The 22,864-nt window shown below is 62.9% G+C and carries 20 protein-coding genes; 8 read left to right on the top strand and 12 right to left on the bottom strand.

The genetic code is table 11. The features are described from left to right. Window positions 1–5: 5 nt before the first annotated feature. From RY1_RS06000 to RY1_RS05985, 4 genes are all read right to left on the bottom strand, one after another. On the bottom strand, window positions 6–824 hold the full coding sequence (locus RY1_RS06000; RefSeq protein WP_072802593.1) for an FAD:protein FMN transferase: 819 nt from the start codon (window positions 822–824) through the stop codon (window positions 6–8). Then, entirely contained in the window at window positions 824–1,324 is a 501-nt protein-coding gene (locus RY1_RS30825) for an FMN-binding protein (RefSeq protein WP_072802592.1), read from the bottom strand. The genes RY1_RS06000 and RY1_RS30825 overlap by 1 nt, the downstream gene beginning before the upstream one ends. Before the next feature lie 11 nt (window positions 1,325–1,335). Beyond that, entirely contained in the window at window positions 1,336–2,826 is a 1,491-nt protein-coding gene (locus RY1_RS05990; RefSeq protein ID WP_245819505.1) for a ferredoxin reductase family protein, read from the bottom strand. 172 nt (window positions 2,827–2,998) lie between these two features. Next, window positions 2,999–3,502, bottom strand: a complete 504-nt coding sequence (locus RY1_RS05985) for an Lrp/AsnC family transcriptional regulator (RefSeq protein WP_072802713.1) — start codon at window positions 3,500–3,502, stop codon at window positions 2,999–3,001. A 151-nt stretch (window positions 3,503–3,653) separates the two neighbouring features. On the opposite strand from RY1_RS05985, the gene RY1_RS05980 reads away from it, so the two are divergent. Beyond that, complete coding sequence (locus RY1_RS05980) at window positions 3,654–7,130, top strand: indolepyruvate ferredoxin oxidoreductase family protein (RefSeq protein ID WP_072802591.1); 3,477 nt, start codon at window positions 3,654–3,656, stop codon at window positions 7,128–7,130. Between the two features lie 138 nt (window positions 7,131–7,268). Beyond that, the gene (locus tag RY1_RS05975) at window positions 7,269–8,366 is read left to right on the top strand and encodes a Glu/Leu/Phe/Val family dehydrogenase (RefSeq protein ID WP_072802590.1); all 1,098 of its coding nucleotides are present in this window, start codon (window positions 7,269–7,271) and stop codon (window positions 8,364–8,366) included. A gap of 71 nt (window positions 8,367–8,437) precedes the next feature. On the opposite strand, the gene RY1_RS05970 is transcribed toward RY1_RS05975, so the two are convergent. Genes RY1_RS05970 through RY1_RS05955 form a run of 4 tightly spaced genes read right to left on the bottom strand, consistent with a single transcriptional unit; the run spans window position 8,438 to window position 14,265 of the window. Then, complete coding sequence (locus tag RY1_RS05970; RefSeq protein WP_072802589.1) at window positions 8,438–9,031, bottom strand: cysteine hydrolase family protein; 594 nt, start codon at window positions 9,029–9,031, stop codon at window positions 8,438–8,440. Further along, window positions 9,028–10,389: an MFS transporter gene (locus tag RY1_RS05965; protein WP_072802588.1), complete on the bottom strand. Its 1,362-nt coding sequence runs from the start codon at window positions 10,387–10,389 to the stop codon at window positions 9,028–9,030. The genes RY1_RS05970 and RY1_RS05965 overlap by 4 nt, the downstream gene beginning before the upstream one ends. Window positions 10,390–10,429: 40 nt before the next feature. Next, the gene (locus RY1_RS05960; RefSeq protein WP_072802587.1) at window positions 10,430–12,166 is read right to left on the bottom strand and encodes a hydantoinase B/oxoprolinase family protein; all 1,737 of its coding nucleotides are present in this window, start codon (window positions 12,164–12,166) and stop codon (window positions 10,430–10,432) included. Further along, window positions 12,163–14,265: a hydantoinase/oxoprolinase family protein gene (locus RY1_RS05955; RefSeq protein ID WP_072802586.1), complete on the bottom strand. Its 2,103-nt coding sequence runs from the start codon at window positions 14,263–14,265 to the stop codon at window positions 12,163–12,165. The genes RY1_RS05960 and RY1_RS05955 overlap by 4 nt, the downstream gene beginning before the upstream one ends. A gap of 230 nt (window positions 14,266–14,495) precedes the next feature. On the opposite strand from RY1_RS05955, the gene RY1_RS05950 reads away from it, so the two are divergent. Beyond that, window positions 14,496–15,218 carry a GntR family transcriptional regulator gene (locus RY1_RS05950; RefSeq protein ID WP_072802585.1) on the top strand — a complete coding sequence of 241 codons (723 nt, stop codon included), beginning with the start codon at window positions 14,496–14,498 and terminating at the stop codon, window positions 15,216–15,218. 10 nt (window positions 15,219–15,228) lie between these two features. Here RY1_RS05950 and RY1_RS05945 read toward each other — a convergent pair whose 3' ends face one another. Then, on the bottom strand, window positions 15,229–16,374 hold the full coding sequence (locus RY1_RS05945; protein ID WP_072802584.1) for a pyridoxal phosphate-dependent aminotransferase: 1,146 nt from the start codon (window positions 16,372–16,374) through the stop codon (window positions 15,229–15,231). Window positions 16,375–16,604: 230 nt separating this feature from the next. Between RY1_RS05945 and RY1_RS05940 the strand changes: the two genes are divergently transcribed. The 3 genes from RY1_RS05940 (at window position 16,605) to RY1_RS05930 (ending at window position 18,279) form a co-directional block, all read left to right on the top strand. Continuing rightward, window positions 16,605–16,820, top strand: coding sequence for a hypothetical protein (locus RY1_RS05940; protein WP_072802583.1), 216 nt, complete (start codon window positions 16,605–16,607; stop codon window positions 16,818–16,820). Between the two features lie 191 nt (window positions 16,821–17,011). Next, a complete protein-coding gene (locus RY1_RS05935; RefSeq protein WP_072802582.1) occupies window positions 17,012–17,521 on the top strand; it encodes a pyridoxamine 5'-phosphate oxidase family protein in 510 nt (169 codons plus the stop codon). 152 nt (window positions 17,522–17,673) lie between these two features. Further along, complete coding sequence (locus RY1_RS05930) at window positions 17,674–18,279, top strand: Rv1733c family protein (protein WP_139279736.1); 606 nt, start codon at window positions 17,674–17,676, stop codon at window positions 18,277–18,279. Window positions 18,280–18,375: 96 nt separating this feature from the next. Here the strand turns inward: RY1_RS05930 and RY1_RS05925 are convergent, their stop codons facing one another. Next, window positions 18,376–18,909, bottom strand: coding sequence for a flavodoxin family protein (locus RY1_RS05925; protein WP_072802580.1), 534 nt, complete (start codon window positions 18,907–18,909; stop codon window positions 18,376–18,378). Between the two features lie 414 nt (window positions 18,910–19,323). On the opposite strand from RY1_RS05925, the gene RY1_RS05920 reads away from it, so the two are divergent. After that, window positions 19,324–20,202 (top strand): universal stress protein, encoded by an 879-nt coding sequence (locus RY1_RS05920; protein ID WP_072802579.1) that lies wholly within the window; start codon window positions 19,324–19,326, stop codon window positions 20,200–20,202. 439 nt (window positions 20,203–20,641) lie between these two features. Here the strand turns inward: RY1_RS05920 and RY1_RS05915 are convergent, their stop codons facing one another. Together RY1_RS05915 and RY1_RS05910 are read right to left on the bottom strand one after the other, a co-directional pair. Next, window positions 20,642–21,448, bottom strand: coding sequence for an MBL fold metallo-hydrolase (locus tag RY1_RS05915; protein ID WP_072802578.1), 807 nt, complete (start codon window positions 21,446–21,448; stop codon window positions 20,642–20,644). Between the two features lie 5 nt (window positions 21,449–21,453). Next, window positions 21,454–22,089: a TetR/AcrR family transcriptional regulator gene (locus RY1_RS05910; protein ID WP_072802577.1), complete on the bottom strand. Its 636-nt coding sequence runs from the start codon at window positions 22,087–22,089 to the stop codon at window positions 21,454–21,456. Between the two features lie 176 nt (window positions 22,090–22,265). Between RY1_RS05910 and RY1_RS05905 the strand changes: the two genes are divergently transcribed. Next, window positions 22,266–22,856 (top strand): TetR/AcrR family transcriptional regulator, encoded by a 591-nt coding sequence (locus RY1_RS05905; RefSeq protein WP_072802576.1) that lies wholly within the window; start codon window positions 22,266–22,268, stop codon window positions 22,854–22,856. Window positions 22,857–22,864: the final 8 nt, after the last annotated feature.

Here is a 22,864-nt window from a genome sequence, read left to right as displayed (position 1 = left end):
GCGGTTCATGATGCGCTGCTCGGTGCGGATCCTCGACACCTGAGACTGCGCCGAGTGTCCGATGCGGGCCGGGGGAGATCTATGGTCCACAACCGGTAGTCGGCGAATCCATCACTGCGACCCAGCGCAGTGGGATCGATGAATGTCGTGGTCGCCCACACGTCCGCCCACACCAGTTCGGGCCCGGTGACCGTGGCAGAGCCGGGGTGCGTGAGACCGGCCCCGGTTCTCGGATCGATGATGTGTGCGCCGCGGGCAGCAGCACTCGACGTTGCGATTGCGCCGACGGTGATCGGCAGGACTCGTGAGATGCGGCTGCGGTCCGCGGGGTCTTCGATCCCGATGTTCCAGGTGTTGGCCAGGGCATCCGAAAGGCGCCCCAGTCCGCAGACTATGTCGCCTCCTGCATTGATCGAGAACGCGATCCGATCGACCGTACGCAACACGGCAGCGGCGTCGTCGACGGCCCATCCTTTGACCAGACCGGTCGGGTCCCATCCGCGCGTACCGTCCGGTGCGACGAGGTCGGTGGTGAACAGACCACCCGTCACCGACGCTGCACGTTCGCACAGATCCATGACCACCCTCATCGACGGATCCGCGTCAGCGAGGGCGAGATCGCCTCGGCGCAAGCGCATCAGCTCACTGGTGGGTTGCCACGTGCTGAAAATCGCCTCGGCCCGGGAGAGTCGGGCGAACACTGCGGCGACTGCGGTGGCTATGACGTCTCGACCCGGCCGATGCGCGCGAATGTGCACCGATACAGGGATCCCCATGATCTGTTCGACGAACGCCCGCACGCCGATACCGGCGTCGTCGGGCATCACAGGTTGGCCTGGTCGATAGCGGACTGCAAGCTCTGGACATAGCCCTCGGAGGTGTAGGTCGCACCCGAGACCATGTCGATGCTCGCATCCTGCGCGGCCACGGTCTCTGATTCGAGGGTCGGCACCGCGCGGGCGTTGATCTGCTGATCCCGACCGTTACTGGTCGGGTAGTCCACTGCAGAGGCGTCGGTGATCGCGCCGCTCGCGACAGTGATCTGGACCTGGACGGGCCCGTACCGGGTGCTCGCAGCGGTGCCGGTGAAGGTTCGAGAGGTGGCGTCTGTGCTCGCGGTCGGCGGCATTCCCGCGCCCGCCGACGCGGTGGTCCCGGAATCGGCACCGGTGCCGATTCCGGGACCTGCGGACGCGGTGTCGACAGGCTGGACGGCGGTCACGGCGGCGTTGGTGGCCATGGGGCCGTCAGTGGAGGTGTGATAGCTGAACAGAAGGACCAGAGTGGAGAGGGAGGCAAGGAGCCACAGCGTGATTCGGCGCATGGAAGTGTCTTTCAGAGCTCGAAGGATTCGATGTGAATTCGTGTCGACGGGGTTCCTGCGCGCCGTGCCGCTCGACGTACGGCCTCGGCCCAGGCCTTCGGTCCGCAGATGAAGACGTCGCACTCGGCCACGTGGGGGCAATAGGACAGCAAGGCCCTGGTGTCGTCCCAATCGCGTGCTTGTTCCGGAAGCCAGCTGGCCCGGTCGCGGATGCGGTGGCCGTCGACGAGGTGGTAATCGGCTCCGCGCTGATAGGCGAGATGTTCGATTTCTCCGCGCAGCACGGCGTCGTCGATCGTTCGGACGCGGTGAATCATGGTGATGTCGCCCGGTGAACGGGGCAATGATTCGAGCAGGGCGCGCAGCGGTGTGACACCGATTCCGGCGCTCACCAACAGTGTCTTGTCGGCCGTTCGCGTGCCCGAATGCAAGCGACCATAGGGGCCTTCGAGGAGAACTCTGGTGCCGGGTCGCAACGACGGCAGACGGGCGGATCCGTCGCCGACGATTGCTGCGGTGAACCGCAAGGTGGCACTGTCAGGTGCAGCCGACAGTGAATACGGCTGTGCTCGTGTCCATCCGGGGCCATCCATGAATCGCCACTGAAAGTATTGGCCACCGCGGACCTTCAGATGTTTCAGCGCTGAACCTCCCACGGTGACGGTGACCGTATCGGCGCGCTCGTACCGCACGTCGATGACGCGTATGCCGCTTCGCAGCGACTGCCACAGGGGAATCATGATGCGCCACAGAAGAACCGAACCAGCGCACGCAATGTAGAGAGTCCACCAGAACCAAGTGGCTGCAGCGGATTCGACGAAGTCTTCTCCTGCCCACAGTTGGTGCGGCAGAGCCAGGCCTGCGCCGAGGTATCCGTAGAGATGGATCAGGTGCCACGATTCGTAGCGCAGTCGCCGACGGGCGGCCCGGACGGACGTGACCACTACCAACACCAGTGCAGCGGTGCCAGTGATGGCGAGCAGTACGCCGGGCGAGTTCAGGGTGAGGTCGACGATCGTGCCCCAGACCGCGCCGAGGTCGGCAGCGGCGTATCCCGACGTGATCAGCCCGATGTGGCCGAGCATCAGCGTGAACGAGGTGAACCCGACCCACCGGTGCAGGCGCGTCAATTCGCCCTGTCCCCACGCAGATTCGATGATCGGCACCCGCGCCATCAAGAATACTTGGACGAGCAGGAGTGCCGAGGCGATCAATCCGGTCAACCTGCCCGCCGATGTCAGGGAGCTGCTGGCGTCACCGAACAGTTGGTCGACACCCCCGCCGGCGACCCACAGCGCCGTGACGAACAGCAGAACCAGCCAGAACGTTGCTGCCGATGCGTCGCGCCACCACCGCGGGACCGCGGCGGGCGGCGAGGTTGCTACTTGTGACGCCGGGGGACTGGGGAATGGCGCTGCCCCGTACATGTCACCGCGGTTCATAGCGCGTTCCATCGCTCGAAGTAGCTCGACCGGCCCGTATTCCGGGTTGGGTTCGATCACCGGGTCTACTCGCGGACTCCGGCTGCGCCGCTGCATTCTCGAAACGAACTGTCCTCATGGAACGTACTGTGCCGTGTGCGAGCTGTGACCCCGCTGAGAAGTATTTTCCCCGCTGTGACCACGGCCTTCGTCTGCCTGCGGCGTGCGGTGGCCGGTCGCGAACGAGTGGTACTCAGCGGGGTGGTGGTGTCGCGCGTCCCCAGCCCTGTTGATGTCCGAGGTGTTCGAGTAGCGGTTGTATTCGGTATCGGAGGGGAGTTGTCAGAGCCAGGGTGGTGCTCGAGTGAGAGACTCCTGGTATCGAGACCACGTTCTGGATGAGGTTCTGCAGGTCTGCTTGTGTGGCAGTGGCGACTCTGACGAGTAGGTCCTCGCGGCCTGTCGTGGCATGGATTTCCAACACCTCGGGCATGGAGGTGAGAGCGTCGACGACTGCTTGCAATCGACCCTGTTGCAGTTCCAATGCCATGAAGGCTTGGACGGCGATGCCGACTTGGGCGAGGTCGAGTTCGGGTCGAAATCCCGACAGCACGCGGTCGTCGATCATGCGACTCAGGCGGGCTTGAACCGTGTTGCGGGCAACGCCCAGAGTCGATGCCAATTCGACTATTCCGGTCCGCGCGTTGCGTGAAAGGACACCGAGTAGCTCGATGTCGAGGCGGTCGATGCTGAGCAAAGCAGTCAACTCCAAACGTGATCAAGGTTACCGACTGAACTGAATGGTCAGTTGCAGCTTGTTGTGTTGATCCGAAAATCATATAGGTGCAGCGTTATGGCAGCAATCCGATCACCCGATCCACCCGCTGCGACACCGATGGAGACTTGCAATGACTTTGGTCAGTCAGACACCCGGACAGTCGACAGTCGTCGACTTGTTCGATCGCTATCGAACGGATTCGGGACCGGTGTTGATGACCGGGGTACAGGCGATCGCCCGGTACATGGCGGAGCAGCACGAGAGGGACGAGCGTGCAGGCAAGAACGTCGCAACGTTCGTGTCCGGGTACCAGGGGAGTCCGCTTGCAGGGTTGGACCGTCTGCTGGCAGGGATTCCGGAACTGCGTTCACACCACGAGGTTCGGTTGGTCCCGGGCATGAACGAGGAACTCGCTGCCACCTCGGTATGGGGTAGCCAGATGGAATTGCCGAAGGGGCAGCGTACCCACGACGGCATCGTCGGTGTCTGGTACGGCAAGGGCCCAGGTCTGGATCGAGCGAGTGATTCACTCCGGCACGGGACGATGTACGGCGCGCATCCCGACGGCGGGGCGCTGGTACTGGTGGGTGACGATCCTGCGGCGAAGTCGTCGAGTGTGCCTGCTGCGAGCGAGAAGTCGTTGGCGGCACTCGGTATGCCGATCTTCTTCCCGAGAAACGCAGAGGAAGTGATCGCGTTCGGGCTTCTCGGCGCGGCGCTGTCGAGGGTATCGGGATGTTGGTCGTCGATGAAGCTCGTTGCCGACGTCGCCGACGGTATCTGGACGATGAGCCGAGATTTCCATGATTTCGCGATCGAGGTTCCCGAGTTGGAATGGGAAGGGCGGCCGTGGACGTATCGTCAGCGCATTCTCGCCTCACCGCCGGACAGTCTTCTCGCCGAGGCCGACATGTACGGCCCGCGGTGGGAGATGGTACGAAAGTTCAACGATGCCAACGATATCGACACTATCGAGGTCGCGCCCGAATCGGCGTGGTTGGGCATCGTGGCGGTGGGGACCGCGTACGACAGTGTCCGTCAAGCATTGGAGGAGCTCGGTCTGGGCGCCGACGCACTCGATGCCGCGGGCATTCGTGTGATGCGCATCGGAATGCCTTTCCCATTGGGCGAACGTAAGATTCGCGAACTCGCGACAGGGGTCGAGACGGTTCTGGTCGTCGAGGACAAGACCGCGTTCGTCGAGACGCAGGTCAAGGAGGCGCTCTACGGAATTCCCGACGCACCACACGTGGTCGGCAAGCGTGGCCACGACAGAAGCCCGCTTGTCCCGTCCGACGGTGAGCTCACGGCGGCACGACTCCTACGGCCGCTACGTCGAATCCTGGGCGGCCGTATCGATCTTCCGAAACCGCCTCCGCCCGTTCTCGATCTGACGGTTCTCCCGGCCAAGCGGGCACCGTACTTCTGCTCGGGATGCCCGCACAACCGGTCGACCGCGGTGCCGGAAGGATCGCTGGCAGGAGGCGGGATCGGGTGCCACACGCTGGTGACGATGTCCTCGCGCACGGATTCTCAGGTGACCGGCCTGACCCAGATGGGTGGTGAGGGTGCGCAATGGATCGGTCAATCCGCGTTCACCGACGTCGATCACATCTTTCAGAACGTCGGTGACGGAACCTATTTCCACTCAGGTCAATTGGCGGTACAGGCATGCATCGCCGCCGGTGTGAACATCACCTACAAGATCCTGTACAACTCGGCTGTTGCGATGACCGGAGCGCAGGACGCGGAGGCCGGCCTCACGGTTCCCGAGTTGACGCACAAGTTGGTATCGGAGGGCGTGCGGAAGATCATCATCTGCGCCGACGAACCGGAGCGGCACAAGAATGCGTCGCTCGCGGCCGGGGTGACCTTGTGGAATCGCGATCGGCTCGACGACGCCCAACGCCTGTTACGCGACACACCGGGCGTGACGGTGTTGATCTACGACCAGCAATGCGCGGCAGAGGCCCGCCGCAAACGCAAGCGTGGTGACCTGCCCGTCAGGCGTACTCGCGTCGTCATCAACGAGGCTGTGTGTGAGGGTTGCGGTGACTGCGGTGTGAAGAGCAATTGTCTGTCGGTACAGCCGGTGGACACCGAGTTCGGGCGCAAGACGACGATCGATCAAACGTCCTGCAACACCGACTACTCCTGCCTGGACGGCGATTGCCCGTCGTTCGTCACAGTGGAACTGCCCGAGGACGCAACTCCGGTACGAAAGACTGTGGCCGAGCCGCCGGTCGTGCCGGAGCCGATTCTGGGCGAGCTGACCTCGACGCACAACGTTTTCCTCGCCGGCATCGGCGGCACCGGGATCGTGACGGTCAACCAGGTACTCGGCATGGCCGGGCTTCGTGCAGGACTGCATGTGGAAGGTCTGGATCAGACCGGTCTCAGTCAGAAGGCGGGACCGGTCACCTCACATCTGCGGTTGGCATCCGCGCACAGCGAATCCTCGAACCGAATCAGTCCGGCATCGGCCGATTGTGTACTTGCCTTCGACTTGCTCACCGCGGCGGATTCGAAGAACGTCGGCTTCGGCAGTGCCGACCGGACGGTCACGATCGCGTCGACGAGCAGGACCGCCACTGGCGACATGGTCTACGACCACTCCGCGCAGTACCCCGCCGACAGCGACTTGACGGGAAGGCTCGCGGCTCGGTGCGCGCTGATGTACTCGTTCGACGCCCTCGCCGCAGCGGACACACTGTTCGGCAACACCGCCGCGGCCAACTTCCTCCTGGTCGGTGCCGCGTATCAGGCGGGCGCCCTGCCCATTCCGGCTGCGTCGATCGAGGAGGCGATCACGATCAACGGGGTCGCGGTATCGGCGAACATCGCCGCGTTCCGGTGGGGGCGCGCGCACGTGGCCGAACCGGCTCTGTTCGCAGAGGCGACAACGGCGAAGACAGCACACCCGCGGAGCGACACCGAGGTTCCCGAGCATCTGCTAGCGGATCTGACGATCGAAGGACCCAGTCTCGATCTTGTCGCACGACGTGCAGCACAACTGATGTCCTACCAGGGAGTGCCTGTCACGCGCCGATATCTGTCCGCCATGCAGACGGTGTGGGATGCCGATCGCAGAGTGGGCGCCGGTACGGACTTCACCGACGCCGTGGCACGCGGGCTCCACAAGCTGATGGCCTACAAAGACGAGTACGAGGTCGCACGCATGCTGACCGACCCCGCGTTCGTCACCTCCGTCGCGGCCGAGGTGCCGGGAGGGGAGAAGTTGACCTACAAGCTGCACCCACCAGCACTGAAAGCGTTGGGCCGTGAGAAGAAGATCGGGATGGGACCGAAAAGCCACATCGCGCTGAAAGTTCTGGCGCGAGGACGGTTCCTGCGCGGCACACCCTTCGATCCGTTCGGCTACGCGAAAGTTCGCAGAATCGAACGGACCCTCAGCACGCACTACGAGGCAACCGCCCTCGCATTCGCTGCAACGCTCTCGCCCGAGACCTACTCTTCAGCAGTCGAATTCGCTGAAGCGGCCGAAGTAGTCCGCGGGTACGAAGACGTCAAGCTACGCAACGTCTCCACCTACCTCGCAACAGTGAAGCGGCTGGGAATAGACGGCCCGGCACTCGACCTCGATTAGCAGGGCAGACGGCGACGTCCGAACGTCTGTTCCCCCTCGCTGCCATGTCGACGACGCCGACCGCGTGTGCGACGAGAACACCTCGACTCCACCCAGCACCACCAACAACCCATTCGACGCAAAATCGGGAGAACCTGGATGACAACCGACACCGCAGAACTGACCGCCATCGACACTTCCCCAGGGGTTTTCGACAGACCGGACTTCGCCGATGACGTACCCCACGAGCAGGTCGTGTTCTGCCGAGATCCGAAGACTGGGCTCAAGGCAATCATCGCCCTTCATTCGACGACACTCGGTCCTGCCCTCGGCGGCACGCGCTTCTACCCCTATCGCGACGAGCAGGCCGCCGTGACCGACGTGCTGCGCCTGTCTCGGGGCATGACCTACAAGGCAGCTGCGGCAGGTCTGCATCTCGGGGGAGGGAAAGCGGTACTCATCGGCGACCCGGATCAGGTCAAGACGCCGGCGTTGTTGGAAGCGTACGGGCGGTTCGTCGACACGCTGGGAGGCCGCTACATCACCGCCGGCGACGTCGGAACAACCTCCGACGACATGGACATCATCGGACGTACGACCAGGCACGTAGTCGCCCGTACACCCGCTGCTGGAGGCTCGGGAGACAGCGCACCCCTGACCGCGCAGGGCGTGTTCTACTCCATTGTTGCTGCTGCAGAATCGGTCTGGGGGTCGAATGACCTCACCGGCCGCCGAGTCGGAGTCGAAGGAACCGGCAAGGTCGGGTACAACCTCATCGCGTTGCTCACCGAGGCCGGGGCAACTGTCACAGCGACGGATGTCAACGCCGCCGCACTGCAGCGGGTGAGCACTGCCTTCCCCCATGTTGCGGTCGCCGACACCGTCATCGACACGGATATCGACATCTATGCGCCCTGCGCGATGGGCGCCACTCTCACCGACGCAACCGTGCGCACAATGGACGCAGCGGTGATCTGCGGAGCAGCGAACAACCAACTCGCACAACCGGCAGTGGAGGAACTGCTACGAGAACGCGGCATCGTCTGGGTTCCGGACTTCGTGTCCAACAGTGGCGGCTTGATTCAGGTCGCCGGTGAAATCGAGAACAAGTCCCGCGACGAGGTGCGCGCGCAGGTCGAGCAGGTAGGGGTCACCGTCAGTCGAATCCTCGAGCGCCAACACGAACAAGGAGTTCTGGCCGGGCAGGCAGCACATGCCATCGTTCGTGAACGACTGGGTGCAGTTGCACAACCCTGACACAACCTGAATCGGTGGCCGTAGCGCTTCGCAGGAACGCGCTACGGCCACCGATTGCGTGTGCCAGCTGATCAGAGAGCAGGTGAGTCGATCGAACCGAGCCACTCTTCGGCGGTGAGGACGGCCACTCCGCGTGCGGGAAACAACGCCTCCATCAGGAATCGATGCACAGCTGCGTCCGGGTCCGCACATGCATCGGACAGAACCGTGACACGGTAGTCGAGATCGGCGGCTGCATAGATGGTTGCGGCCACCACAGCCGAACTCGCCACCCCACAGACGACGACCCGGTCGATGTGTTGACTGCGCAGCACCAGGTCGAGATCCGTTGCCGCGAACCCACTCGCTCGGCGCTTGAGAACCACCGAGTCACCCGGTTCGACGGTGAGGGCGCTGTCGATCCAGGTGTCGTCGGACGTGTCGTGAAAGACCTCTCCCATCGAGTGGAAATGCCCCATCACCGTGTTGTTGGGGTGAATGTCGGTGCCGTTGGGGCGGAGCCCGGCACGCAGGTACACGATGTGCATCCCTGCGCGCCGAGCTCGCGGAATCGCGTCGGCGAGAATCGGAACAACTGGCCGAGCGAAAGGAAATTCTCTGACGATCCCTGCTTGAACATCGCCGACGATCAGAGCTGTTCGCGGACTGTGATCGTTGTTCGTCATGGCCTGTCCGCATCGTGGAGAGCCGAGTCCTCCTGGAGTGTGCCAAGAGCCTCGGCGCGACGTCCCACCGTCAGGAGAATGGCGATACCGACCACTATCACCGCGGCGATAGTGAGCAGCGCGTAGGTGTAGCTCCCGGTGGCTGTTTCGATGGTACCGGTGACGTAAGGGCCGACGAAGCCGCTGAGGTTGCTGACCGAGTTGATCAGTGCGATACCGGCGGCGGCAGCGGCCCCGGTCATGGACAGAGCCGGGATGCGCCAGAACTGCGGCATCGCGGTGTAGATGCCGGAGATACTGACACATACGGCGATGATGAACAGTGCGCCGTTCTGGGTGAACGTAGCTGCCACCAAGCCCACCGCACCGAACGCCATGGGGATGGTGGTGGAGAACACCGCCGAACGCCGCACCGCGACACGAGACCACAGCACCATCACCACGATCGCCACGGCCGATGGTATGGCCGCGAGGAGAACACTCGAGACATTCGCGGCGGAACCGATGGTGGAGGAGAGGTTTTCGATCATGGTCGGCAAGAAGAAGGCCAGCGGATACAGACCGAACACGATGGCGAAGAAGGCAACGGCGAGCGCCCACGTGCGGCCGTTGGTCAGAGCCTCCCGCATTCCGGTCATTGCACCATGATTCACCTGGTTGGCCGCTTCGGCCTCCAAAATTTCGCCGAGGTACGACTTCTCCTCCGGGGTGAGCCATTTAGCCTTGGACGGGCGGTCGGGCAGAAAGATCAAGATCACGAATCCAATGATGACCGTGAGAATGCCTTCGACGACGAACAGCGAGCGCCATCCCGCGATCCCCAACAGAGCTTCACCCCACTGCAGCAGTGCAGCGGCTATCGGGGCTCCGAGGATGCTCGAGAGCGGGATGCACAAGAAGAATGCAGACATCGCCCAGGCGCGTTGCTTCTTCGGAAACCAAAAGGTCAGGAAGAGCAGGATTCCTGCCGCGAGGCCGGCTTCGGCGAAACCGAGGATCACACGTGCGATGTACAACTGGGTCGCGGAGTGCACTGCTCCTGTGAGGGCAGTGACGATGCCCCACGAGATGACGATGCGGCTGATCCAGATACGTGCACCGAAGCGTCGCAGCATCATGTTGCTGGGGACCTCGACCAGGATGTAGCCGACGAAGAACAGTCCTGCGGCGAGCCCGAGTTGTGCTGTGGTCATGCCCAAGTCGCTGGTCATGGGTTTGGCGATGTAGCCGAGGTTTGCTCGGTCGATGTAGCTGATTATGTACGCGATTCCCACGAGGGGGATGATGCGGAACCCGATCTTGCGCCACAGTCTGCGTTCGGCGTCCTCGTCGAGCGCTGTGCTGCTGCCGTCGTTCATTGCGGGGCCTTCCGGAGATGTTTTTCAGGGGTAGGGGTGGTCAACGGCCGGCGTGCGCGGCACGTGCGGCGTCGGTTTCTTCGACGAGCACTCGCCCCGCATCGAGATCGATGACGACTGCGTAGTCTCGGAGGGCTCCATCGACGGTGACCTTTCCATCGAGGACGTCGTCGAGCACGTTCTGTGGATCGCGACGCAGAGGATCGCCGTGGCCACCGCCTCCTGCAGTGACCTGGCGGTGGCGGCTGCCGGCCTTGACCGTCAGGTGCGGTTTCGACGGGATGAGCTGTTCGCCGTCGGTGCCGTGGTCGAGGATGTTCGCCGAAGGGGCGCCGGCGCCGCCGCCTGCGAGTCCGTACGGGAACGACGTCCTTCTGTCGGATCGGATCTGGACACTGGCGGTCTCGTGCAGAACCGTCATATCTCGGAAGGTGGATACCCCTCCGCGGAAGGTGCCCGCACCTCCGGTGTCGGGAAGGTAGCCGTATCCGTCGATACGGATATGGCCGGACTTCTCGAGTTCCTCGATCGGGGTGTTGGCGAGGTTGGCGCCCAACGGACTGATGCCGTCGTTTCCATCGCCGGTGGGCGTCGCACCCCACGATCCGCACAGGATGTCCCACAGGATCACCGAGCTGCCATCTGCTTCGACGATGCCCACCGCGACCGAGTTGGGTCCACCGTCACCGGCGGCCGGTACCCTGTCGGGAAATGCAGGTGCCAGGGCTCCGAGCACGGTATCGATGATGCGATACGCCACCAATCCACGTGCTCCACGAGCGGACGGTCGCTTTCCGTCCAGAATGGATCCTTCGGGAATGACGAAGGTGAACGGTCGATAGAAGCCGCTGTTGGCGGGGATGTCCGAGCCGAGTGCGCCTTGAAGTGCTGCGTAACAGGCGGACTGGGTGAACGACGCGGTCGCGTTCAGGGCAGATGCGACCTGGGGTGAGGAACCGGTGAAGTCGAAGGTGATTTCACTGTCGGCAATGGTGACGGCGACTGTGAACGGAATTGCCCCCGAGCCGAGCCCGTCGTCGTCGAGCTGATCCTCGAATCGGTAACAGCCGTCGGGGGCGTTGCTCAATTCGGTCCGGACGAGCGTTTCGGAATAGTCGAGTAGTTCGTCGATCAGACGATCGTATTCGTCGATACCGTATTTGGCGACGAGACCGCGAAGCCCGAGACCGCCTGCATGGCTGGCGGCCAATTGCGATTCGAGGTCTCCGCGCAACAGATCAGGCTCGCGAACATTTCTCAGGATCACCTCCAGGAACGTACTGTTCAGCTCTCCACCTGCCACGAGTCGTGACGGAGGAATCTGAATACCTTCACCGAAGATGGAGGTCGACTGCACCGCCATCGAACCCGCTGCCCAGCCGCCGACATCGGTATGGTTGACGACCGTGACCGTGAACCCGATCAGCTGTTCACCAGCGAAACTCGGTGCCACGGAGAAGATGTCGGGCAGATGCATTCCGCCCTTGTCCGGGTCGTTGAGGATGTAGACATCCCCGTCCGCGATGGAGTCCCCGAACTGGTCGAGCATGGCGTCGATGGCGGCGGGAATCGAACCGAGGTGCACCGGGCACGTGTTCGCTTGCGCGATAATTCGTCCCTGTGGGTCGCACAGGGCCGTGGAGAAGTCCATGCTCGATGCCACGATCTGCGAGTGAGCGGTGCGCAGGATGGTGATGGCCATCTCGTCGGCGAGACCGGACACGGCGTTCCGGAAGACCTCGAAGGTGGCGGCGTCTCGAATGATGTTGTTGCTCATGCGGTGACCTCGATGTCCGTCCAGCTGATGATGATGTTGTTGTACTCGTCGAGATGGGCCGTCGTGCCCGGTGGAACCAGAGTGGTGGAGTCCATGTCCTCGATCACCAAAGGGCCCGCCTCCGGAGTACGTGTCAGATGTGCTCGCGAGATCACCGGTGTGCTGACCGGAGTGTCGAAGCGGCAGATGCGCTCCCGGCGCCGTCCAGGGTCGGTGTCGGCAAGCGCCAGAGCCTGATCGATCGTGATCTTGTTCGGCACGAATCCACGGACACGGATGTTGACGATCTCCACCAGGTCGTCGGTTCCGGATCGCCCATAGGTCTTCAGATGCTCGGCGTGGAAGCGTTGTCTCACCTCGTGCAGCAGTGCGTCGTCGATATCTCCCGCTGGCAACGGGATTCGAAGATCGAAACGCTGCCCGTGGTAGCGCATGTCCAGGATTCGATCGATGCTCACACCCTCCGATCCGAGGTGCTCGGTGACGGAGGCCGCCAATTCTTCGAACTCGTTCGCGAAGCGTTCCAACGTCAGGTGTTCGGCACGGAACGGGGTCACGGTCTGGTACTCGCTGTCGGCGACGAGGAGTCCGAGGCTGCTGAACAGGCCGGTGTGCACCGGCACGATGACCGTCTTGATACCGAGTTCGCGTGCCAGCGCTGCACCGTAGAGCGGTCCGGCGCCGCCGAATGCGACCATGGTGGCCTCCCGCGGATCACGGCCGCGTTCGCTGGTGACCGCCTTGACGGCCTTGGTCATGTTGGAGATGGCGACTTCGTAGGCTCCTCGTGCGATCACACCGGGGTCGGTTTCGACGCGATCGCTCACCGCGCTGAGGACTTTCGCAGCAAGCTCCGGCTGGATCGCCACGCGGCCACCGGCAATGGATTCTGGATTGAGGTATCCGAGAACGACATTCGCGTCGGTGAGTGTCGGTCTTTCGCCGCCCTGGCCGTAGCAGGCAGGACCAGGCCGCGAACCGGCGCTACCGGGACCGACGTGGAGTGCTCCGGCCGAGTCCACTCCGATGATACTGCCGCCGCCGGCTCCGACTTCGGCGATGTCGATCGAGGGCACACGAACGGTGTAGCCCGCCCCTTTGCCCATACTTCGGGTGATGTTCATGCCGCCGCCGACCTCGTAGTCGTTGGCCAAGAACGGCTGCCCGTTCTCGATGAGTGAAGCCTTCGCGGTGGTTCCGCCCATGTCGAAGGCAACGACATTGTTCAGATCGAGGAGCTGAGCGAGCTTCTGTACAGCGATGACACCGGCGGCAGGCCCCGATTCGATGATCTGCACGGGGCGCTCGACCACCGATGCCGCGTCGAGTAGCCCGCCGGAAGATTGCATGATCGAAAACGGCGCGTCGATTCCCCGTTCGCGGAGAGTGCGGCCGAGTTCGGTGACGTAACTGTGCACGACGGTTCCGATGTAGGAGTTGACGACCGCAGTGCTGCTTCGCTCGTATTCACCGGGCTCAGGAGAGATGTCGACCGACGTGGTCACGTAGACATGAGGTAGTAGCTCTTCGAGTCGGCGGGCGACGGCGCGCTCTTCCTCGGGCTGAACGTGTGCGTTGATCAGGCACACCGCCAGAGCCTCGATGCCGTCGGCGTCGAGTCGGCGGGCGAGTGCATCCAGCTCGTCGAAGTCGATCGCGGTGTCGATGTGACCGTCGGCGTGAATGCGTTGATCGATCTCGTAACGATGGCGGCGTCGCGCCAGAGGCGTGGGCTTCTTCCACGACAGGTCGTAGAGCAGTGGGCGCCGCAGTCGGCCGAGTTCGAGGACGTCGCGGAACCCTTTCGTCGTCACCAGGGCCGTTCGAGCGCCTTCCATCTCGAGGATGGCGTTCGTTGCGACGGTGGTCGCGTGCAGCACCGCAGAGATGTCGCCGGCTGCGATGCCCGCGGCTGTCATCGAGGCCGTCACGCCGTCGATGACACCCGTGCCGAAGTCGGGAGGTGTCGAGAGAACTTTCATCGGGACGATGCGGGCGTCGGGACCGAGTGCAATGACGTCGGTGAATGTGCCACCGATGTCAGCTGCCACACGCCACGGCGCGTCGGCTTTCGAATCCACGGGGTTGGACAGGGTCATTGAAGGCCTTTCTGAAGACAAGTTCTCACCGCGGACCGATTCCGAAAGCAGAGCGAGTGGCGTGGCGGTCGTCGTGCCGCGAGAGGCGGTGTCGACAGGCATGTGGTCCGCGTCACCTGACGGTAGCGTGCTGTAGAGATATCAACAAGTACTAATTGAGATCTTTTACGCTGACGTCACATATCCTGTCGTGAGTTAAAGTGTGTGTAATCGAAAGTCAGGTGAGGGCTATGAAGTACAAACCAGCGTTGCTGCTCGAGCACGACGCCACCGGGTCGATGATGGACCGCGCGTATCTCACCCTCAAGCGCGACATCATCGAGCTCGAGAGGCCGCCCGGACAGCACTTCACCGAACCCGATGTGGCTGCTTCGATGGGATTGAGCAAGACTCCGGTTCGCGAAGCGCTCGCACGACTGCATCGTGACGGTCTGGTTCAGCCATTGCCTCGCGCCGGCTACGTGGTCTCGTCGGTGACGTTGGGTGACGTCGCGAACCTGTGTGACATGCGCACGCTTCTTCAGGGCGAAGCCGCGGCCCTGACCGCAACTCTGGGATTGGCTGCGGCTCAATCGAATCGCCTCGTCGACCTGTGCGCAGATGACAACTACGGCCAGCTCGGGGGCCCACACCTGGATGCGCGGTTGCGCGAGAACTACGAGTTCGAAGCGATCATCGCCAACGGATCCGGAAACGCCCGCCTGACTCGGAGCGTTGTCGAGGTGTTGGACGAGATCGAGCGAGTTGTTCGGTTGGCCGTCACGCTGTCACCCTCGATGCCCGAGGGGCGTATCGGTGAGCGCGCAGCCATCGTCGACGCAATCGTTGCCCGAGATGCGGAGGCCGCTCGCGCAGCGATGCGGCACCGGACGAAGTCAGCGCGCCGCGAGATCATCGACGCGCTGACCAGTAGTGATGCGGTGACAAGCGCTCCGATACTGCTGCCGGGATAACGAGAGATTCTTATCGCGTCGGTGCCGCCGGTCTGGAAGTCGACACTAGTTCGGCAACTCGCTCACCCAAGGCTCGCACATCGGACAGCGATGCGCCGTAGAGCAACCTGACGTGAGTGTCCGGTCCGAAGAAGCCCCCGCCGGACAGAGCGACCACCCCGGAGTCGAGTAGGAAATCCTCCAAGTCCTCACCGCGCCGCCCCGTCGCGCTCAGATCGGCGAACAGGAAGATCCCGGCATGCGGTAGAACCGTGGGAACACCGGCCGCAGTGAGTGCGCCGTGGAGTTCGTCGCGGCGGCCTTTCATCGTTGCGAACTCGACGTCCAACCACTGCTGGGGGCCTGTCAGTACGGCGGTGGCCGCAGCCTGGGGGACGTCTCCGATGTTGATCACGTCCCACTCCAACGCTGCATGTATCTTGTCGATCGTCGCTGAGGACGAATGCACGTAGCCGATCCGCCAGCTCGAGAACGCATAGTTCTTGCTCAAGCTGGTGACCGTCACCAGGCGGTCGTGTTCACCTCCCAGTGCCTGCACGGGGATGTATCCGGGGCCGTCGTGGACATACCGTTCGTACGATTCATCGGCGAATACGATCAACCCGTGCTTGTCGGCCAGGGCGAGAACTTCGCGGAGCTCCTGCTCCGTCGGCACGTTGCCTGTCGGGTTGTTCGGGTTGCACAGAACAATGGCGGCAGTTCGATCCGTGATGTCGGCGGCGATGCGTTCGAGGTCGAGTCTCCAGCCCATCCGTGCTGTTGAGCACACGTATCGCGGGATCGCACCGGCCATACGAATCATTCCGTCGAAGAAGTATGTGGGGGAGGGGATGATCACCTCGTCCCCGGCCTGGAGCAGCGCCCGCAAGGCGATGCTCATCCCGTGCTGTGCGCCATGGGTGATCAGAAGGTCGGTGTCGGGGTCCACGGCTATGTCGTGCTGGCGCGTCAGGGTCGCGGAGATGGCTTCACGCAGATCCAAGGCGCCTCGGGTGCGACGGGCGAAGACTCGGCCTGCGGCGTCGGTCGCCGCCTCCACCACGTGCTGCGGCATAGGCACAACAGGAACGCCACGAACAGGGATCACTGCGGATCCCGTGGAGACGGACAGCGCTACGTGCTCGGCAAAAGCAAGGGCGGGTAGGCGGTTCGGCATCTTCAACTCCCTTGAGATATTAACAAGTCCAATTAGTATCTCAAATCCTGAACCAAGGCAATGGATGCGACCGAATCGCCTGAATTCTTGCGGCCGCGTTTCCCTTCGCTCCGACGTAGTGCCGGTGCTGGGACATCGAGTGACTTCGGACTCTAGGTAACGGACGGTGGCGGTGAAATCGTAAGCGTGCTCGAACGGCGAGAACAGGCGAAAGAAACGAAGGGGTTTTCATGTCGGAGCGACTGGCGCACGTGCTGTTGGCGACACTGATCGGGTCGGCCGTAGTGGCCTCGACGGCAGGTGTCTCGATCTGGATCGTTGCCTTGCTCGGACTTCTCTCTCTCATCCAGGCTGTGAACGTGCTGTCCACCGCAACCGAATCCGGCCTTGTGAGTGAACAGGCGGCAGCGTACTCATCCGGTGAGGACAGGCAACGTCTCGTCTGATCGCTCGGATCTCGGCACCGTTGCCGGTCACTTCGGCTACTCGGGCACAGGGGGAAGGGGGACACCGCTATGGTCTCGGCTGATAGTCTGAGAACAGTTGTAGGAGTGCATGGTTCGTCTGCGGCCATATCAGCTGCACTCCGGGCACCCCTGGACCCAGCCGTCGAATTCGGATCGGGGAGGGAAAGGCCGTGACGACCACCGGCCCGACGCGGCAGTGCGCACGATGCGACGGAATGTGGAAGCCGCTTTCGCCGATGAACATCGACGAACTGTTGCCTACTGCGACCGTTGCTCGGGTTGTCGGACACGATCACACCGGGCCTACCATCGAGCTCGTTCGGTTCGTGATGGTTGGTCCGCGGATCTACTTCTACGCTGACGGCAGGTCGCTCTTCGCGGAGACATCCGTGGACACCTCGATCATGTTGGAGGTGGACAACATCGGGCTCACCGAGGATGAGGGGTGGATGGTTGTCGTGAGGGGTCGGGCTCATCCGCTCGGTGACAGAGTCACCCATCCACTCGTCGACCGATTGCCCGAGCCCATCGTTCGAGGTCTACCTTTGTGCCGTCTCATCGAGGTCACCGCCACCTCGATCACCGGTAGCCGCCTCTGTCCTCGATCTCAGGACACACCGTGCGCGCGCAACGACACGGCGCAGGAAGGCAGAGGCAGTGAACTGTGGCGGACATCGTGACTCGGAGGCGACAGTAGCGCCCCGCACGACCGCCCTGCCCGATGAGGCAGCGAGTGTTCGGACCGACGACCGATCTCATGACCTTCGGCCCTGACCCTGTGTGGATTGCAGGCGAATACTGTTGAGAGCAGGGCCTGCGTGCAGGGGGACTCATGGACAACAGTCGAATACGCAGATTGTGGAGACTCGGGCCATGGAACGCCAGTCCGCTGATGCGACGCAGCAACCGGACTGCATTCGTTGCCGTCGCTACAGCGGTAGCGGTGGTACTTGCGCTCGTGCCGGTGTGCGCCCTGCTCGGGGCGCTCACGTACACGAGAATCGAAGCGCAATCGACCATGGATGCCGAGACCCACCATCGAATCGAGGCAGTCGTAGTCGAGATTCCAGCGCCTCACGCAGCACCGGCCGAATATGCTTCGGTCGCAGACTATTACGCGACGGTGGAATGGAAGTCCGACACCGGGCTGCAACATGACGAGCAAATAAAGGTCCCTGCACGCACCGACACAGGCCAGACTGTCGAGATCTGGGTCGACGATGCAGGCAACCGTGTCGACACTCCGAAAACCGGGCTCGAAAGTGCCGTCCTGGGCGTCGCCGCCGCGATAGGAACCTGGGTGGGGAGCACACTCCTACTGGCGATCGCGGTGGCGACGATGTGCGGAATCGGTCGACGAGCGCGAATGCGTCAATGGGACCTCGAATGGCGCGACCTCGAGTCACGGCGTGGCCGGCACCTCGGGGGACCCTCATGAGGGTTTTCGTGGCCGGGAGTCCTGGCGGCCGGAGCCGATACTGACGGGGTAATGCAGCGATAATTCAGACCGCTGCTGATTCAGACCGCTGCTGATTCAGACCGCGGTGACGTGGCACTTCTTCGCCAAGGCCCGCCCCCATGATTCGGCGCGTCCTTCTTCGCCTGCCAGCAGTGTGGTGTCCGTGTCCACGAGGAAGCTCTCCGGAGGCGCGATGATGTCGAATCCGACGCGACCGAGGCGTTTGGCGATCTGTTTGGATGCGCGACCGGTCAACAGCGCTGGTTTGTCGACTCGGGTGTCGAAGGTAGCGGCAGGGCCGGACGATGGAGGGAGTTGCTCCAACCATTCGCGAACCCCGATGCCCCGCACGCCGGATTCGACGATCAGGGTGCTGTCCGGGCGCTGAGCGGTATCGACCGCGGCATCGCGGGTCGTCTGCCTGCTCATCCCATGCACATGCGTGGGGCCACCGACGACCAGGAGATCGTAGGAAGACACCGCCGCTTCTTCGGCACAGGTGCACGGAACGATGTCGACTTCGGCCGATTCTTGGAGGCCACGTGCCACGGCCTGCGCAATTCGTCGGGTGTTGCCGTACAAGGACTCGTAGATCACAAGGGCGTGCATGTTGTCTCCATCTCGGAAGACCGACCTCGGGGGCGATCGCGCTTTCGTGTTCGGTCGAAGCTGACACATGCGACATTGCCTGCCAACGAGGTTCGCGAACAGAGCAGAAAGTCATCGGTTACCGGAAGTGGGCGGCCGTCCCTGTCCGACTGACGGGGAGACCGTGCCCGATGTACGCGAGCGACGAGAGCGAGCGCGGTAAGGACCAAAGACCGGACCTTCGCCCCTAGCGCCACTCTGTGGGCCTGGGTGACGATGGTGAAGGGTCGTCGAGGGGCCGACGACAGTCGCGTATGGCCGGGCAGCATCGGGACGGCGGGGCGCGCGTCGGCCGCGCTGGTGGCTGGAGAGTGGATCGGCAGCCGTTGCACTACAGCGACATACGGCCGATCGGGGCGCACGGAAAGCTGGCTCATGAACGGTTCGACTGTACGAGAGCGACCCGTTGTGGTCGGTATCGACGGCTCCGACGAGGCTGTCGCCGCCGTGCGGTGGGCTGCGTCGTACGCCGCCCTTGTCCACGCGCCCCTGTGGCTCGTGCATACAGTTCCCGGCGGCGATTGGTACGGATCGGCGGCGTTCGTCGACGGCGGCGCACTGGAGAACGAACTTCACCGACTTGGCCAGCAATATCTCGCTCGCGCCGAGGTAACCGCACGAGCTGTTTCGCTGGACCTGTGTGTCGAGTCGTTCAGCGTAGACGGAACGTTCGCTTCCTTCGCGTCGACGACTCCGGCGGAGCTTGTGGTTCTGGGTGCGAAGAAGTCCGGTTACACACGCGACGTCGTGCTGGGCAGCAGCATCATTCGCGTCGTCAATCACGCACAGGGTCCTGTGTTGGTGTGGAGAGAAGGTGCCGATCCAGGAAACGACAGACGTCCGGTAGTCGTCGGTGTCGACGGTAGTGAGCAGTCGAACCGGGCCTTCGAGCTCGGAATGGAAATGGCACAGACATTGGGTAGGCGCCTGATTGCCGCGAACTACTGGGGACTTGCGGCCGAGGCCGTCTCCGCAATCGGAGCCGGCTACATCGACTGGGTCAAGGTTCGAGCCGACGAGGAACGCTGGCTGCGCACATACGTTGCACCCATGCGTGAGAAGTACCCCGATGTGATCCTGTCCACGGTGAGCGCGGAATCCACACCCTCGCGAGGGCTGCGTGCGCTGTCTTCGAGCGCATGGATCGTAGCGGTAGGGTCCCGAGGCCGTGGCGCCCTGCGAAGTGTTGCTCTGGGCTCGGTGAGTCAGAATCTCGTGCATCACTCCGAATGCGCTGTTCTGATCGTTCGATGATCGCGCAGGTGCACAAGACAGCTTCATTTCGAAGATCCAGTGCCGATCCGTGCGGGTACAGCATGCATAGAGCGTGTAGAGCACTAAGCCATCGGTGGTGTCGGATCAGGCTCGGCGATTCACGACCAATGGCCATCGCGTGTGCAGAGGACTTCATGCGACGCTGGGGTATCGCACGCTCAGGCATCGTCTGCGTCGAATCGGCCAGGTCCGTCTGTTCTGCTCGATGATCAGGCTGCGCTGCGTTGTACGTTGCCGGGAGCTGGATGCAGTTGCCTGGAGCTGGATGCAGTGGAGATGAGTGCAGTGGGAATGAGTGCAGTGGGAATGGCGAACATGGACATGATGCACATGATGATGATGTGTATGCACATGATGATGATGATGATGCCGATGTGAAAATTGGATCAACGCATCAACGCATCAACGCATCAACGCATCAATGCATCAGCGAGTTGGCTGCTGCTGAGACGTCGAGTGCTCGGCCCGGATCCAGGTCGACGACTCGCTGCGCAGCCAGGTCCGCGGCGACGCGCAACCGAACCAGTGGTTCGCCGTCTTCGGCGTACATCGGGGGCTCGTCGACGCCGAAGTGTATGGGCAGCAACATCTTTGCCTTCAGGATCGTAGCGGCCCGGACGGCTTGATCCGGCGTCATCGCTGCGGGCAACGTGCTGGGCGGCTGCTGGTGGGGAAAGTCCACCACGGCTCCGTTGATAGGTAGTGCGGCCACGTCGATCGGGCCCAGCCGCCCGGCGATGAGCCACCAGTAACCGTGGAACATCGTGTCCCCGCCATGGAAGACTCGGACGCCCTCGGCCTCGATCACCCAGTTGACTTGTGGGTCGCCCAAGCCGTCGACGGCTGGTACTGCAGTGATGGTGTAGGGGCCGAGCTGCATGCGATCCCATTCGGAGACGATGCGGACCTCGAGGCTACTGGCGTCGAGGGCCTGCTCCTGTTGCGCGGTCCACACGGCTTCTGCGGGAGTACCTTCGAACGGGGCAGGGCGTAACACCACGCCGCCGGCGCCCACTGCGGATTCGATTGCGCCGACGTCGGTGTGGTCAGCGTGTAAGTGGGTCACGAGAGCGGCCAGCGCCGGGGTGTGCAGCGTTGGAACCAGACTGCCCGCGGGCAGTGCCCTGGTGAGTAGGGGAGCAGATTTCCTCACGTAGTCGACGACCACGGACTGGCCTTGGGCCAGTACCTCGATTCCGGCCCAGCCGAGACGACGAATGTGCATGCTGTTCAAGTCCTTTCGTCATGTTGACGGTCAGTGTGAGATGTGCCGATGCGGGAAGTGATGGCCGACCACGCTCGGTCGTACGCCGAATCGTCGTCGAAGAGCAGCGAGTGGCTGTTGGCGGCCACCATGCAGGCGTCGAGTTCGAACACCAGCTGGCCGGGATCGAGGTTGTCATCGAGTGCGCCTTGGGTCTGTGCCTCGGTGACCAAGTTCTCTTGCAGGGCAAGCCATGTGCGGCGCCCCTGTTGGAGCGCATCGCGCACCTGTCCCGGTCGTGCGTCGAACTCGGCGCCTACCGCGGCGAAGAAGCACCCGCCAGAGAAGATGCGGCGCCGTGAGTAGTCGATCCAGTTGCGGTACAGGGCATGCAGACGTGGTAGACCGCTATCGCCGTCGAGCGTGGGCACGACGACGTGTTCTTGAAATACCTCACTGGCGTAGGCCACGGCGGCGAGTTGCAGCTGTTGCTTTCCGCCGAAGAGTGCGGCGACGTTGCTCTTGCTGACGGCGCACTCGGTGGCGAGTCGTCCGAGCGACAATCCCTCCAGGCCTTCTGCCGACGCGATGTCGGCTGCGCGTTCGAGGATTGCAGTGCGAGCTCGATCGCCGCGAACCCGTCGTCCATCCGATGACACCATTCGGTAAATATATACGAACGATCGTCCAGTTAATACCTCGGGTCTGCATTCGAGATCGGACGATGCCTCGATCGGGCTGGTCCGCAACGGGCGCGCCGCGGTGCAATGAATGAAGGTGGCCTTGACAACCCAGGTCCTATCGCTGATAGTTTTCCTATCGACGATAGGAGAGGCTGATGTCGAACACGCAGATCGACCCCCGCCAAGCCAGGCGGGACGCGAAGATCACCGCGATCTTGAGTGAGGCTTGGCTGTTGGCCGAACGCGACGGACTGGCATTGATCTCGTTGCGCGATCTGGCCGCCCGTGTCGATCTGCGTCAGCCGTCGCTGTACGTCTATTTCGCCTCCAAGTTCGACCTTTACGATGCGATGTTCGCCGACGGGTACCGCCGCCTCGTTGCGTACCTGGACGATCGACCGCTGCCCGCCGAACCACGCTCCGCAGTCGAGCATTTCGTCGCGCTGCTCGTGCGCTTCGCGAGCGGCGACCCGGTTGTGCACCAACTTCTCTTCCAACGCACGATCCCGGGCTTCGCACCGTCGCCCGCGTCCTGGGATGCCGCTCTCGAGTTCTACGGCCGGGCCCGAGCGGTGCTCGGCCGCACCGGAATCGAGCACCAGGACGACGTCGACATCTTCAGCTCGCTGGTCGCCGGCCTGTGCGATCAGCAGATAGCAAACGATCCAGGCGGTGATCGGTGGGTAGAGCACGTGCCCCGTGTCGTCGCCATGTTCCTGCGCGGCGCAATTCAGCCGTTGACCTGATTCACCAC

This window comes from Rhodococcus yunnanensis NBRC 103083 (assembly GCF_001895005.1).
Taxonomy (GTDB): Bacteria; Actinomycetota; Actinomycetes; order Mycobacteriales; family Mycobacteriaceae; genus Rhodococcoides; species Rhodococcoides yunnanense.
This window is presented reverse-complemented; position numbering and strand designations above follow the sequence as displayed.

What these genes read in the sequence shown, in the direction of transcription:
- RY1_RS06000 (WP_072802593.1), bottom strand. Translation starts at nt 824, where the DNA reads ATGCCCGACGACGCCGGTATCGGCGTGCGGGCGTTCGTCGAACAGATC.
- RY1_RS30825 (WP_072802592.1), bottom strand. Translation starts at nt 1,324, where the DNA reads ATGCGCCGAATCACGCTGTGGCTCCTTGCCTCCCTCTCCACTCTGGTC.
- RY1_RS05980 (WP_072802591.1), top strand. Translation starts at nt 3,654, where the DNA reads ATGACTTTGGTCAGTCAGACACCCGGACAGTCGACAGTCGTCGACTTG.
- RY1_RS05975 (WP_072802590.1), top strand. Translation starts at nt 7,269, where the DNA reads ATGACAACCGACACCGCAGAACTGACCGCCATCGACACTTCCCCAGGG.
- RY1_RS05970 (WP_072802589.1), bottom strand. Translation starts at nt 9,031, where the DNA reads ATGACGAACAACGATCACAGTCCGCGAACAGCTCTGATCGTCGGCGAT.
- RY1_RS05965 (WP_072802588.1), bottom strand. Translation starts at nt 10,389, where the DNA reads ATGAACGACGGCAGCAGCACAGCGCTCGACGAGGACGCCGAACGCAGA.
- RY1_RS05960 (WP_072802587.1), bottom strand. Translation starts at nt 12,166, where the DNA reads ATGAGCAACAACATCATTCGAGACGCCGCCACCTTCGAGGTCTTCCGG.
- RY1_RS05955 (WP_072802586.1), bottom strand. Translation starts at nt 14,265, where the DNA reads ATGACCCTGTCCAACCCCGTGGATTCGAAAGCCGACGCGCCGTGGCGT.
- RY1_RS05950 (WP_072802585.1), top strand. Translation starts at nt 14,496, where the DNA reads ATGAAGTACAAACCAGCGTTGCTGCTCGAGCACGACGCCACCGGGTCG.
- RY1_RS05945 (WP_072802584.1), bottom strand. Translation starts at nt 16,374, where the DNA reads ATGCCGAACCGCCTACCCGCCCTTGCTTTTGCCGAGCACGTAGCGCTG.
- RY1_RS05940 (WP_072802583.1), top strand. Translation starts at nt 16,605, where the DNA reads ATGTCGGAGCGACTGGCGCACGTGCTGTTGGCGACACTGATCGGGTCG.
- RY1_RS05930 (WP_139279736.1), top strand. Translation starts at nt 17,674, where the DNA reads ATGGACAACAGTCGAATACGCAGATTGTGGAGACTCGGGCCATGGAAC.
- RY1_RS05925 (WP_072802580.1), bottom strand. Translation starts at nt 18,909, where the DNA reads ATGCACGCCCTTGTGATCTACGAGTCCTTGTACGGCAACACCCGACGA.
- RY1_RS05920 (WP_072802579.1), top strand. Translation starts at nt 19,324, where the DNA reads ATGAACGGTTCGACTGTACGAGAGCGACCCGTTGTGGTCGGTATCGAC.
- RY1_RS05915 (WP_072802578.1), bottom strand. Translation starts at nt 21,448, where the DNA reads ATGCACATTCGTCGTCTCGGCTGGGCCGGAATCGAGGTACTGGCCCAA.
- RY1_RS05910 (WP_072802577.1), bottom strand. Translation starts at nt 22,089, where the DNA reads ATGGTGTCATCGGATGGACGACGGGTTCGCGGCGATCGAGCTCGCACT.
- RY1_RS05905 (WP_072802576.1), top strand. Translation starts at nt 22,266, where the DNA reads ATGTCGAACACGCAGATCGACCCCCGCCAAGCCAGGCGGGACGCGAAG.